Below are 13300 nucleotides of genomic sequence, written 5' to 3'. Positions count from 1 at the left end.
AACAGTCGCTTTTACACAAGAGACAACAAGGCCTTAGTTACCAGCCTTTCATCGTACTTTTCAGGTTTGTGAGTGATAAGAGGGGTTTTAATCACCGCCACATTGAGTCGGGCGAGTTTATCAAAATCCAATTCGCCATAGTCGTAGCGATCGTCAAGTAATACGTAATCTAATGCAGAATAGTTCGCATGTTCTGGCACATCTTTTATGATGGCCGCGATGAGACGCTCAACCCGCTCCGTAAGAGACAAACCCAACTGCTCAGGATCCATCCCTAAATTCGGTACATAAACTTTTGGGTTGGGATTTTGACAAATGGCCTGACCAACGCCCTGCGGCATTAAATTAGCCAATAAGCTGCTGTAAAAGCTACCGGGAGGATAACAAATCAAGTCCGCTGTTTCGATGGCATCTTTTCGATCATCGGCAATCTGACAATTGGTTGGTTGCGGTTGCTTCAATCCCTTGTTCAGCCACATACGTTTGATCGGACTGGCCAGCGCCGACGTTTCTTTGCCCGTTATATTGTGTTGCCCTAACACCACATCGCCATTTTCCAACTCAACACCCAAGTGCAAATCAGCATCCAGAGTGGTTTTCACTTCCCCAAGCGCTTTGATCAAACGAGAAAACAAGAATACGATTGGGTCAAGCTGATGCTGATTGTTTAAAAAGCCACCCGCCATAATCAGATTTCCAATGCTTGCTCCACGTAAATCAAACGCTTCATCGATTTCAGCCTGAGTCACAGCCAATTGGGTTTGAATCAAAGCCTTCATCGGATTTGGTATATTAACGATTAGTTCATGCTCACCTTTCACCAAGGCATCTAATTGCGCACTTAGCTCAGCCATGGAGCCCGTATGACTTAAACGATGGGTGAACAACGCATACACTTCTGGTTGTCCCAGAACGGTTTCATCCGCTAATGCCATCAAGCGACTTCGCAAATCTCCTACCGCAGGAATATCAAACGCCGCTCGCAACCTCGCAGAGCTGCCACCAGAATCAAATGGGGTCACCAAATGTATAGAATGATGGGTGTATTCTTTAAAGACTCGACTGATTTTATTCAGCGCAGAACCACCACTAAAAAACAGCACCTTTGGCCCTTGCTCAGGCAAACTCTGATAACGATGCACACGAACAAGATCTGGCATCACCATGCGTCGCCAGATACGTAAAGCATCCGCCATATTAACCACTCCGTCTATTGACTCTTGACCCTACCGAAAACGAAAAAGCGTTTTAAAATATATTCTCTTAACTGACAATGTTAAGATAAAACGCATTCTAACCATAACATGTTTTACAGACAGGAAAGATCATGGAAAAAAAACCAACTGGTTCTTCTCTTAGCAAAGCACTCACTATGCTAAATCATGTGTGTACTTCTCCAGTGCCGTTACGCTTTGCCGAACTGGTTGACCTGTCTGAACTACCTAAAGCCACAGCCCATCGCCAGCTCAATACGTTATTGGAGCATGGCTTAGTGCGCTTTGATGAACACAAGCAAGCTTATTATCCAGGGTATGGATTGCTGGCTTTAGCCCATCGCACTTGGGCTAACTTAGATATCCGCGATGTGGCCGCCTCACCAATGCGTGATTTATGGTCTAGCACTCAAGAAACCATTCATTTGGCGGTTCTTGATGGTGCTGATGTCATCTACATTGATAAATTAGAAAGCCCTAAAAGCCTCAGACTGTATTCCGCTGTTGGCAAAAAAGGCCCTGTTTATTGCACTGGTGTCGGCAAAGCGATGTTGGCGTTTTTACCAACACAAACACAACAACAAATCATTAGTGAACAGGCCTTTATCCGCCATACTGAGCATACACTCACCACACCAGAAGCGCTGCAAGACAATTTACAACAAATAAAAGACACTGGTATTTCACTTGACCTTGAAGAGCACGAAATAGGCATCAAGTGTGCCGCGGCCCCTATTTTTAACTCACGTCATGAAGTTGTTGCAGCCATCAGTGTGACTGCCCCTGCATTTCGTACTCATGATGATGTTTATGAAGAGATGAAAAAATCGGTAAAGTTGGCCGCCGAAGTGATTTCAAAACACCTCGGGGCATGTGACTATTCTGATGAAGAGTAAGTACTCAAATTGAACGAGATGCCAAAACGACCTGGGCGAGTTCAGCAAACCCCAAACCGCCGGGTTGGCTTGTCTGGTACTTGGGGTGATGTGTCATTTGCGGCAGATGGTGTGCAATGTTTGCCACTCCCACACTCAATGGAAAACGCGCAAACATGCTTTCATCATTTGGTGCGTCTCCTACGTATAAAACTTGATGTTGCTGTTCGGATTGACTCAAGCCGTAGATGTCACTGAGTACACGTTGTGCCATGGAAAACTTGTCGTATCCTGGTGAACAAACATTGATATGAATTGAACTGGCACGTGCATTTAAGCCAAGCTCAAGCAATTTGGTAAGACAGGCCTCTTTTTCTGCTAGCGCTGGCGGCTGGACATCTTGCGCATAATCAATCGCCACATCGGTTAAACGATACGCCTGATCTTGCGCTAAACGTAACGATGGAAAAGCGATCAACACCTCTTCCACTTGCTGTAGAATCTCTTCTTTATTAGCCTTCATGAGCGCTTCATCACGCCAGAATTGATAGCGCAATGCTTGGTTTGCATCACGACCAATAAAACAAGCACCACCTTCGGTAATCACGCCTTCCACAGGTAAAGCGCGGGCAATCATGTCTGACCAACCGGCACAGCCTCCGGTAACCGGTATCACCTTAATGCCATGTGCAGCCAATTCAGACAATGCTTGTAATGTCGCTACCGGCAATTGCCCTTGCCACGTCAGGGTGTCATCAAAATCAGTTAATACGAAGCGTACCTGCTGACAATCCTGCTTTGTCAGCGCAGATAGAGAAGTAATAGGCATAGTCTCCTAATGACAAAGGGTTATCTTCACACCATGAAGGGTGAGTAACTGACTTTGTTTTTCTGTCAGTGCATCTGTGTAAATTTGATCAATCGAGGAGAAGTTGTGCACTCTAGCCGAAGCTTTTCGTCCCCACTTATGTTTATCCACCACCAATAAGCTGTGTCGACTTTGCTCCACCAACACTCGACTCACGGCGGCCTCTTCTGGGTCAAAGTCTAAGATTCCTTGCGCTTCATCTAACCCTCCGCAACCCAACACACCATAATCAAAATAGTATTGTCTCAGACCAGAAAGCGTTTCTTCTCCTACTAAATCATAGTGTTGATGACGCAATTTACCTGCGAAAACACGCACTCGAATATTTGGCTGCCCACCAAATATACTTGCGACCGTCAGGTTGTTGGTAAAAACTTGCAAATTCTGGTGTCGAATCAATGCTTTCGCCACATACTCCACGGTTGTCCCTATCCCCAAAAAGACCGAAGCCCCATCAGGTATAACATCAGCGACCGCGGCAGCGATCCTATTTTTAGCATCACCGTTTAGCAGTTGGCGATGATCAAATGGTAAATTTTCGGAACTGGATAAGGGTGCGATACCGCCGTGCGTTCGGCGAACTAAATGACGCTCCGCCAGCAAGTTAATGTCTTTACGAATGGTTTGTGATGACACATTAAAGTGCGCCACCATGTCTTCCACCAATAAAGCATCTTCTTGCTGAACCCAATTAAGAATCTGGTTTTGACGGTCGCTTAAAGCCACAATCACCCCTTACCCAACCATCATGGCAGCAAACTTATTAGGGTCATCTGTGATCACCGCATCCATTCCCCAATCCCAGTGATCGGTAACAGAATCGGCATCGTTCGCGGTATAACACAATAACTTGTAGCCCGCCGCTTTCACGGCTTGCGCCTGTTCTTTGGTTAATAAGGAGTAATCACAGTTCAAACTATAGGCGCCAATGTTGGCAAGCTCCGTCTGCCAGTTTTCAGGAATGGCTTCATACAGTTGCGCAAGATGACGGCCATCAGCAATCTCATAACACAGCAACAAGGCTGAATGATTAAAGCTTGAAATGATCAGCTTATCATTGTCTTGCCAATGCTCGCGCAGAGCCGCCATAACAGCAGGCACAATGTTTTCAACGTCTGCTCCATCGTGTTTGATTTCCAAATTCAAACCAAGACCCAATGACTGAATACATTCCAATGCTTCCAATAAGGTTGGGACTTTTTCGCCAGCAAACTCCGCTGAAAAATACCCACCGGCATCCAGTTTTGCCACCTCAGCAGGCAAGGCCAAACGAGTTTCACCCGCGCCATCAGTACAACGCTCTAAGGTATCATCATGGAATATCACCAAACCGCCTTCGGCGATCAAGTACACATCTATCTCTACCCAAGTCGCGCCTGCTTTTGCTGCTGCGCGGATAGAAGATAAGGTATTCTCTGGTGCTAATAGAGCCGCACCACGATGCCCCATAACTTTGGTGTCTAAGACGGTATTGGTCGTCATATATTTCTCACAAACGTTGTTGAGTTACTGCATCAAAAACATGCCAATGTTCCATTGGTGCTTTCAACCACAATAACGAATTTATTTCTGGCCAATGAGGACCGGATAATCGGACCACAATAGGCTCTTGCTTGACGCCCAGATCCACAGTGCCGTGTATTAAGGTTTCAGCTCCCAACGATTCTACCGCCTGAATGCGCAAAGCGAAATCCGCATTTTGCTCATCCACGACGTCCAAATGCTCAGGGCGAATGCCCCATACCACACTTCCTCTATGCTGATGCACCAAAGGTAAGTGAAGGTCTTGTGATAAACGGATACCTTGCTCATCTAAATTGGCACCAATCAAATTCATTGAAGGTGAGCCTATAAAGGCAGCGACAAAAGGCGTGGCAGGTTTATTATACAAGTCCATCGGCGTGCCAATTTGCTCAGCTTTGCCTTTGTTCAGCACCACCAGTCGATCAGCCAGCGTCATGGCTTCTACCTGATCATGGGTGACATACAAAGTGGTCGTACCCAATTTTCTTTGTAACTGGCGAATCTCGACTCGCATCTGCACTCGCAATTTAGCGTCTAGGTTCGATAACGGTTCATCAAACAAAAACACCTTGGGATCTCGCACCATCGCACGCCCCATAGCAACACGTTGACGTTGACCACCTGATAACTGCTTAGGTTTACGCTCTAACAGCTCTTCTAGCCCCAGCATGTTCGCTACAGAAGTGACTTTTTCAGCAATGACCTCTTTACTTTCACCTCGATTCTTCAAGCCGTAAGCCATATTGGCATACACTGTCATATGAGGGTAAAGGGCGTAGTTCTGGAACACCATGGCAATGTCACGATCCGCGGGCTCTTTATCGTTAACCTTTGCCCCTTTGATCATCAAATCACCTTGAGAAATGGTCTCAAGCCCTGCCACCATTCGCAGTAAAGTTGACTTACCACAACCTGACGGACCAACCAGAACAATGAACTCACCTTCTTCTATCGTCAGATCGATACTTGGAATCGCGTGATACCCATTGGGGTAGGTTTTACCAATATTGTTTAATACTACATCTGACATTTTCTTATTTCTCCGCGTCCACTAAGCCTTTCACAAACAATTTCTGCATACCAATCACGACGGCGACTGGTGGAATCATGGCGAGCAGCGTCGTGACCATGACATGGTTCCATTCGATATCGCCCTGATCCACTGCCAACATACGTTTAATACTCATAACTAAGGTGTAGTAAGCATCGTCTGTGGTGATGATCACAGGCCATAAATACTGATTCCAACCGTAAATAAACATAATCACAAACAAGGCAGCGATGTTGGTACGAGACATAGGCAGCAGGATATCGAAAAAGAATCGAATCGGGCCCGCACCATCAATTCGCGCCGCCTCAATCAACTCTCCTGGCATGGTCATAAAGCATTGTCGGAATAAGAAAGTCGCCGTCGCACTGGCAATCAAAGGCAAGATCAAACCCGAATAACTGTTCAACATGTCCAAATTCGCCACCACCTCGTAAGTCGGTACTATACGTACTTCTACGGGTAGCATCAGGGTAATAAAAATCACCCAAAAACACGCCCCGCGAAAGGGAAAACGAAAGAACACAATGGCGTAAGCCGATAGCAATGAAATAAACAACTTACCAACGGTAATACCAAGCGCCATGATGAAAGAATTCAGCATCATATACCAAACAGGCACATCCACACCGGAGCTGGCTTCCCCTAAAAACACAGATCGCCAGTTCTCAAGCGCTTGATCACCAAACCACAATGGAATTTCACCGGCACCAAATGCTGAGCTGGGGTGAGTCGATGCCACCAACGCCACCCAAACAGGCAAAGCGACGACACCAATTCCGAGCAATAATGAAAAATGACTGATGAAGGTAAGCCAAGGACGATTTTCTATCATTAGTATTCCACCTTACGTTCAATGTAACGGAATTGAATCACCGTCATAACGCCAACCAAAAACATCAACACCACAGACTGAGCCGCTGAACTGCCCATGTCTAAACCGATAAAACCATCATTAAAGACTTTGTACACCATGGTGGCTGTGCTCACACCAGGGCCACCTTGAGTGGTCGCGTCAATTACCCCGAAGGTATCAAAAAAGGCGTACACTAGATTAATCACCAACAAAAAGAAGGTCGTCGGTGAAAGCAATGGGAAAACAATGGTCCAAAAGCGTTTAAACGGGCTAGCACCATCAATCGATGCTGCTTCAATAAGAGAACGAGGCACAGCTTGTAAGCCAGCCAAAAAGAACAGAAAGTTATAACTGATTTGCTTCCATGTGGCCGAAATGACCACCAAGGTCATTGCTTGGTCACCGTTTAAGAAATGGTTCCAATCGACACCAAAGTACTGCAACCAAAGAGCAACCGGCCCCATACTAGGATCAAATAACAGCCACCAAAGTACACCAGCCAAAGCGGGCGCGACTGCATAAGGCCAAACCAGTAAAGTTTGATAAGTCAGTTTGCCGCGAATGACTCTGTCCGCCATTACCGCTAGCCAAAGCGCGATAGCCAAACCAGAGAAGGCAACGGAGAAACTAAACACTAAAGTGACCCAAATAGACTTGTAATACTGTGGATCATTAAACAGATAAACAAAGTTATCGAAGCCAACAAATTCTCGGCTTAAGCCAAACGCGTCTTCTTGATAGAAAGCTTGTTCAAACGCTTGCTCTGCTGGCCATAAAAAAAAGATAAGAGTGATAACAAGCTGAGGTAAAACCAACAGATAGGGTAATTTTTTATGAGGAAAATACACAGACATTAATACCGCGCCTTGCTATAAGTTCAAATACAAAACCCTCGCTCATTATGAGCGAGGGTCACACCGTAATTAACTAACGCTAATTACTTATTGGCTCTTTCAAACTTACGCAGCAACACGTTACCGCGCTTAACCGCTTCGTCTAGTGCAGCCTGAGCAGATTTTTGTCCTGCCCAAACACCTTCTAACTCTTCATTAATGATGTCACGAATTTGTACAAAGTTACCTAAACGTAAACCTTTAGAGTTTGGTGTTGGTGTACCTGAAGTCATCTGCAACACACCAGTTTCTGTACCAACATTTTGGGCATAGAAACCTTGCCCTTTGGTTAGGTCGTAGGCAGCACGAGTAATTGGCAAGTAGCCTGAGAACTGGTGCCAATCTGCTTGCACCTCTGCACGAGACAAGAAGCTTAGGAAAGACGCAACGCCTTTGTACTCTTCTTTTTTATGACCCTGCAGCACCCAAAGAGACGCACCACCAATGATGGTATTCTTCGGCTCAGAGATCGCACTGCCTTGATAAGGAAGCTGTGACACACCAAAATCAAACTTGGCGTTTTTCTTAATACCAGCGTAACCCGCTGAAGAGTTCATGAACATCGCACACTCTTCACTGTAGAATTTTGGTGCGGAGTCACTGCGACGGCCACCATAACTAAAGATGCCGTTCTGTTGCCATTCACTCATTTTTTCAATGTGAGCGACCTGCGATGGACCATTGAATGTCAGTTTCGTATCCAAGCCACCGAAACCGTTTGCTTCACTTGCAAAAGGTACATTATGACGAGCGCTGAAATTCTCTAGCTGAACCCAAGACTGCCACGCAGTGGTGAAGCCACATTTAACGCCATTGTCCAACAACTTCTGAGAAACACTTTCCATTTCTTCCCAAGTCGTTGGTGGATTCTGAATACCAGCCTTAGCAAATAGGTCTTTGTTGTAATACAGAACTGGCGTTGAACTATTAAATGGCATAGACAACATGTTGCCTTCTTGATCAGAGTAGTAACCCGTAACGGCACTTAGAAAACCACTTTGATCGAATGATTGACCAGACTCACGCATTAATTCGTAAACAGGGTAAATGGCCCCTTTTGCGGACATCATGCTGGCCGTACCCACTTCGAATACTTGTACTATGTGTGGTTGTTTTTTGGCACGGAAAGCCGCAATAGCGGACGTCATGGTTTCCGTATAATTTCCTTTATAAACAGGCTTAACGGTATAGGCATCTTGAGAGTCATTAAATGCTTTGGCGATCTCATTTACTTTTTCACCATTCGCACCACCCATTGCATGCCACCATTCAATATCGGTTGCCGCAAAGCCGGAGCTTGCAATAGAGAGTCCAATCACCGCTGACGCCAATTTCAATTTATACATTTCCGTGTTCCTCACAATGAGTTGTTTTTAGAAAAGAAAGAACGACTATAGAAACTAAATATTTCAATTTGATGATAGATAAGTTTCATTTGAAACACAAATACACTCAAATGAAATTGAAAACGAAGATTGAAACCATAAAACAGAGGATAAACAGATGCTTACACCTTGTTTACTATTAATTTGAAAGGGCTTAATAGGAAGAAAATAAGAGGCTAAAAATAGCGAGTGAACAAATTATTTTAGAATTTCGTGTTTTAAAGCCAAAGAGAGACGATCAAATTCGGTATTTAAAGCCGACATTACTGTATTTAATTGAGGTGCCGCTTGCTTGTCGATAATACGTTGCAAATCATTAAGCTTTTCGCAAAACTGGTAACCAGATACCTCTAAACCTGCGCCTCTCAAGCGGTTTGTGACCACCCCTAGATTATGCCAGTCTCGCTCCATGATATATGTATCTAGTAAGGCTAACAGACCCGTCGCCTCTTTCAGGAACTCCGCCGCCACGAGAGTCATCAGCTCTTCATTACGAGCAAGGCGACTTTCAAAGTCTGAACTATCAAATATGATTACATCCAACATAGTCTTACTACCTAGTCTGTTGATTTAAGCCATTTCGTTAGAACTTCCACTAGCTTATCCTGGGATACAGGCTTAGCAATATGGTCATCCATACCTGCAGCAAAGCACTCATCCTGATCCCCTTTCATTGCGTTGGCACTTAATGCGATGATAGGCACATTCGCTGGTGTTTCCGCACCATCAAACAGCCTAATATGACGCGTTGCCTCATAGCCATCCATCACCGGCATTTGACAATCCATCAAGACCAAATCAAACTTGGTTTGCTTAGCCAAACTCACTGCACGCTCACCATCCTCAGCAATCACTACCTCGACGCCATACAGGTTTAATAACCCCCGCGCGACTATCTGATTCGTCAAATTATCTTCCGCCAACAACACTTTGACATTAAAAACAGGGCGATTATCTGGCGCTGAGTTATTGCTACTGGTCGCCATAACTTCTCCTAAAACGGGTGGTTTTAAACTTTCTAAAACATCTAATAACGGCTTGCTAAGTATAGGCTTCATTACAGACATTGCCGTCATTTTATCACTAAATTTAAACATGGAGCGAGATCGCAATAAAACGGGTTGAATTTGCTTCTCTAGACACACTTTTTCCAACTCATAAATCTCATCAGATGAGGCATCCTTTAAGACATCAGAATCTAACAAAAGCAGCCTTTCCAGCATATTTCCACTGCCTAAAGCCTCACTTAAATCCGCGAAAGTCGTCACCTTACAATCTAATGAATCAAGCAAACTGGCAACATAAGAGCGTCCTGTATCATTTTGATAAATGAGCGTTACGCTAGCATCGTAGCTCACTGTCTGTGGCGCCTCAATTGAGTTTACTTGGATAGGGATTTGCACATAAAAACTTGACCCTACCCCTTTCTGAGACTCTAAACGAATCTCCCCTCCCATCGCCGCCACAATGTCCTTGCTGATGGCCAACCCTAAACCTGTCCCACCAAAGCGTCTGGTCGTAGAGCCATCGGCCTGTTTGAAACGCTGAAATAATTGCGATTGCGCGTCCTCCGCAATACCAACCCCAGTGTCTTCAACCTTAAACGATAAAACATGCTCGTCACCTGCTTGACGGTCAATAGTGACCGTTAAATTCACCTCGCCAACCTGGGTAAATTTAACCGCATTGCCCACCAAATTCATCATGACCTGTTTTAGCCTTACACGATCCCCCTGCAATACTAGATTGGGCACCAAGTTAGCCGGTACATTTAATGCTATACCTTTATCTTCCGCTTTGAGGCTAGCAATGTTAGCCACTTCTTCGACTAAAGCGCTTAATGAAAATGGTGCTTTTTCAATATCCATCGCGCCAGCTTCAATTTTAGAAAGGTCTAAAATATCATTTATAATATCCAACAAAGATTCAGCGCTTTGTTTTGACAACCTTGCCAGATGAATTTGATCCGCTCTCAGTTTGCCATTCAACAACAAGGTTAAACTACCAATCACACCGTTTAATGGCGTACGAATTTCATGGCTCATATTTGCTAAAAATTCACTTTTCGCTCGGTTTGCTTGTTCCGCTTCTTCTTTAGCTTTGCTCTGCTTAAGTTCAGACAGCTTAAGATTATCATTCGCTAACTGAAGGTCTTTGGTACGCCGCCGAACCTTATTCTCAACATCGGCAGCATGACTGCTTACAATCAATAAAAACCAGCCAAATAAGCCCGCCACAAATAGGCTAAACGCTATAACTAACTGGACAATCCAAGGCTGTTTAAAGAAATAACTTCGACTCACTTGATAAAGGTGCCAAGTCTTCGCACCAACACGAATGTCAACTTTTACAGCGTGTTGAAAATCGCCCTGCTCATAAGCCAGCACCAAATCAGAAACAGCTAAACCCGCCTCTCTATTTTTAGCCACTAACACAGGCGAACCGCTGTGACCAAACTCATCTACTAAATACAAATCCGTATTTGATAAACGACCTTTTTGAACAATGGTGTCTGTTAACGTAGATAAAGCGATGACTGACGCAGCCACGCCTAAGAAAGTATCTGTTTGTTGATCAAAGAAAGGTAAAAACAACAAAACCCCTTTCGTATCCTGTACAAGCCGTAAAGGAGACGTAGGGTAAACCTGTTTGCTTTGAATCGCCTGATCCAAAGCAAACTGTCTGTCTGCTTGAGAATAGACGTCATATCCAAGGGCAGCACTATTACGCTCAAGCGGCGAAATAAAGGTCACTACAATATGCCGATCTCTAGGAGTAACAGGAACTAAAGCGCCAGTGGAAGACCTTTCTTTTACCCTAAACTCTCGACCCGGATAAAAGTTTTGAATACTTTTTTCAAAGTTCAAAATATCGTCACCCGGCACAGAAAAGTTCAACGAAACTCCAACAATTGAATCATCTCTTTGCATTACTCGGTCAGAAAAAAAAGCAAACTCTTCCGCATTAATTTCTTCACTGCTATCAATAAAAGCAACAAAACCGTAAAGCATATCCACTGCATTTTTAATACGATTTGAAATAGAGACCTCTAACAGTTCTGCGTTGGACTGAAACTCCTTAACTTGCCGATTCCATTCTGCGTAACTCCCTCCCCAGGACAAAATAGCGATCATCAACAAAACCACAACGAGACCACTCATTAAGCGCATTGGACGATCAAAATATTCACCAAACAAAGAAGGTAAAAATACCGCTAACCAAGGCACGATAAAGATGACACCAATCATGTCTCCAGCCCACCAAACACTCCAGTTTGTCCAATATTGAGCGTAATCTATAGCCCCAAACAATAATAACGATGAAGCCCCTACACTTGCCCCTATTAAGGTGGATAAAACTCCCCCCAGAACCACAAAACGCAGAGCCTGACGACTACGATGAAACAAACGAGAGACATCAACAAAACGACGTACTAAATAGCCACCTACACAAGATTGCAATACGGCTCCCGTGGCGATACAAGCAAGTAACGCCAGAGCAAACTCTTGATGATTTAGCCAAGTAGCGGAAACATTGATGAACAAAGAGCCTAGGAAGACGCCTAATGGGGCAAATTTAGGAAAAAAGACTACAGCAACCAGTGCTAATCCAGAGGCAGGCCAGATAATCGTGGAATAACCTGGAGATATGGCAACCGCCAGACCAAGTGCTCCCAGCACGGAATAACCCAGTGCAGTCAGCAAAATAATCTTAACGATTTTTATCATAATCCTATCCCTTGTCATAAGTCATCTAAGCATAGACAAGCTGGATCAAGGCATAAGTAAGATATTAGTTATGTTATGTAATAAAGAAGCTTACAAATAGATAGAGATACTCAATCCAAAGTAGCTTAAGTCGCTAACCCCATCTTAATTATTTCAGGGGGCAGATCCCAAGCAGCGTAAGCCGCTGACGACGGCAGTGACGCAAGGCATCGCTGGTTGGGAAAGAACAAAACGGGCTAGGCTATCAAAGTAACCGAGTCTTGAAGTTAATCTGATTGGATTGAGGTTGCTGGACTAACCCCATCCTAACCTTCCCCTTGAAGACATAAGGGGAAGGAACAAGAGACTTGGTTTGTCGACAAAGCATCATATCGGATAGCTTGAGCCCATAAGACTTATGCATGTGACTAGATGAGCAAGATCCCAAGCAGCGTAAGCCGCTGACGACGGCAGTGACGCAAGGCGTCGCTGGTTGGGATCATCTGGTTCTTGTCTGTGCAAGCGGCTTAGGGGTCTGACCCCTTGTAAGATCGTACCTTTGCCCTTCCTACAGACGTAAAAAAGCCCTGACAGGATAACCTATCAGGGCTTCTTAATATAAAGCTTGACGACGACCTACTCTCACATGCTTTCCTTTCATCATGAGGCCCACACTACCATCGGCGATGGTATCTCAGGGAGCAGATCCCTGTACCTACATCAGGTTCTTGCTACTGCCAACGACTTAGGGGTATAACCCTTTGCAAGATCCTAGGTTTGACTTTCCGACAGACGTAAAAAAGCCCTGACAGGATAACCTATCAGGGCTTCTTAATTTAAAGCTTGACGACGACCTACTCTCACATGGGATCCCCCACACTACCATCGGCGATGGCGCTTTTCACTTCTGAGTTCGGGATGGGATCAGGT

The 13300-nt window shown here is 44.7% G+C and carries 11 protein-coding genes and 1 rRNA gene; 1 reads left to right on the top strand and 11 read right to left on the bottom strand.

Annotation, left to right across the window (positions count from 1 at the left end):
• Positions 1-11: 11 nt before the first annotated feature.
• Complete coding sequence (locus tag DFP76_RS03390; RefSeq protein WP_113873275.1) at positions 12-1196, bottom strand: GAK system CofD-like protein; 1185 nt, start codon at positions 1194-1196, stop codon at positions 12-14.
• A 131-nt stretch (positions 1197-1327) separates the two neighbouring features.
• Between DFP76_RS03390 and DFP76_RS03385 the strand changes: the two genes are divergently transcribed.
• Positions 1328-2110 (top strand): IclR family transcriptional regulator, encoded by a 783-nt coding sequence (locus DFP76_RS03385; protein WP_113873274.1) that lies wholly within the window; start codon positions 1328-1330, stop codon positions 2108-2110.
• A 4-nt stretch (positions 2111-2114) separates the two neighbouring features.
• Here DFP76_RS03385 and DFP76_RS03380 read toward each other — a convergent pair whose 3' ends face one another.
• From DFP76_RS03380 to rrf, 10 genes are all read right to left on the bottom strand, one after another.
• A complete protein-coding gene (locus DFP76_RS03380) occupies positions 2115-2918 on the bottom strand; it encodes an HAD-IIB family hydrolase (protein ID WP_113873273.1) in 804 nt (267 codons plus the stop codon).
• Positions 2919-2924: 6 nt separating this feature from the next.
• The gene (locus DFP76_RS03375) at positions 2925-3683 is read right to left on the bottom strand and encodes a DeoR/GlpR family DNA-binding transcription regulator (protein WP_113873272.1); all 759 of its coding nucleotides are present in this window, start codon (positions 3681-3683) and stop codon (positions 2925-2927) included.
• Positions 3684-3692: 9 nt separating this feature from the next.
• On the bottom strand, positions 3693-4439 hold the full coding sequence (locus DFP76_RS03370; protein WP_113873271.1) for a glycerophosphoryl diester phosphodiesterase: 747 nt from the start codon (positions 4437-4439) through the stop codon (positions 3693-3695).
• Positions 4440-4446: 7 nt separating this feature from the next.
• The gene (gene ugpC / locus DFP76_RS03365; RefSeq protein WP_113873270.1) at positions 4447-5511 is read right to left on the bottom strand and encodes a sn-glycerol-3-phosphate ABC transporter ATP-binding protein UgpC; all 1065 of its coding nucleotides are present in this window, start codon (positions 5509-5511) and stop codon (positions 4447-4449) included.
• Positions 5512-5515: 4 nt separating this feature from the next.
• Entirely contained in the window at positions 5516-6364 is an 849-nt protein-coding gene (gene ugpE / locus DFP76_RS03360; protein WP_113873269.1) for a sn-glycerol-3-phosphate ABC transporter permease UgpE, read from the bottom strand.
• Positions 6364-7239: a sn-glycerol-3-phosphate ABC transporter permease UgpA gene (gene ugpA / locus DFP76_RS03355; RefSeq protein ID WP_113873268.1), complete on the bottom strand. Its 876-nt coding sequence runs from the start codon at positions 7237-7239 to the stop codon at positions 6364-6366. The genes ugpE and ugpA overlap by 1 nt, the downstream gene beginning before the upstream one ends.
• 83 nt (positions 7240-7322) lie before the next feature.
• Positions 7323-8624, bottom strand: coding sequence for a sn-glycerol-3-phosphate ABC transporter substrate-binding protein UgpB (gene ugpB, locus DFP76_RS03350; protein ID WP_113873267.1), 1302 nt, complete (start codon positions 8622-8624; stop codon positions 7323-7325).
• Between the two features lie 237 nt (positions 8625-8861).
• The gene (locus DFP76_RS03345; protein ID WP_245931862.1) at positions 8862-9209 is read right to left on the bottom strand and encodes an Hpt domain-containing protein; all 348 of its coding nucleotides are present in this window, start codon (positions 9207-9209) and stop codon (positions 8862-8864) included.
• An 11-nt stretch (positions 9210-9220) separates the two neighbouring features.
• Positions 9221-12391 carry an ATP-binding protein gene (locus DFP76_RS03340; RefSeq protein ID WP_245931861.1) on the bottom strand — a complete coding sequence of 1057 codons (3171 nt, stop codon included), beginning with the start codon at positions 12389-12391 and terminating at the stop codon, positions 9221-9223.
• An 820-nt stretch (positions 12392-13211) separates the two neighbouring features.
• A 5S ribosomal RNA gene (gene rrf, locus DFP76_RS03335) occupies positions 13212-13300 on the bottom strand; the annotation flags it as partial.

Origin of the sequence: Marinomonas aquiplantarum, from assembly GCF_003314975.1 — a bacterium.
GTDB classification, from domain to species: Bacteria; Pseudomonadota; Gammaproteobacteria; order Pseudomonadales; family Marinomonadaceae; genus Marinomonas; species Marinomonas aquiplantarum.
Note: the sequence above shows the minus strand (reverse complement) of the source record. Positions and strands in the feature narration are given on the sequence as shown.

Excerpts from the sequence above, each read along its gene's own strand:
- DFP76_RS03390 (WP_113873275.1), bottom strand. The coding sequence starts at position 1,196 with ATGGCGGATGCTTTACGTATCTGGCGACGCATGGTGATGCCAGATCTT.
- DFP76_RS03385 (WP_113873274.1), top strand. The coding sequence starts at position 1,328 with ATGGAAAAAAAACCAACTGGTTCTTCTCTTAGCAAAGCACTCACTATG.
- DFP76_RS03380 (WP_113873273.1), bottom strand. The coding sequence starts at position 2,918 with ATGCCTATTACTTCTCTATCTGCGCTGACAAAGCAGGATTGTCAGCAG.
- DFP76_RS03370 (WP_113873271.1), bottom strand. The coding sequence starts at position 4,439 with ATGACGACCAATACCGTCTTAGACACCAAAGTTATGGGGCATCGTGGT.
- ugpC (WP_113873270.1), bottom strand. The coding sequence starts at position 5,511 with ATGTCAGATGTAGTATTAAACAATATTGGTAAAACCTACCCCAATGGG.
- ugpE (WP_113873269.1), bottom strand. The coding sequence starts at position 6,364 with ATGATAGAAAATCGTCCTTGGCTTACCTTCATCAGTCATTTTTCATTA.
- ugpA (WP_113873268.1), bottom strand. The coding sequence starts at position 7,239 with ATGTCTGTGTATTTTCCTCATAAAAAATTACCCTATCTGTTGGTTTTA.
- ugpB (WP_113873267.1), bottom strand. The coding sequence starts at position 8,624 with ATGTATAAATTGAAATTGGCGTCAGCGGTGATTGGACTCTCTATTGCA.
- DFP76_RS03345 (WP_245931862.1), bottom strand. The coding sequence starts at position 9,209 with ATGTTGGATGTAATCATATTTGATAGTTCAGACTTTGAAAGTCGCCTT.
- DFP76_RS03340 (WP_245931861.1), bottom strand. The coding sequence starts at position 12,391 with ATGATAAAAATCGTTAAGATTATTTTGCTGACTGCACTGGGTTATTCC.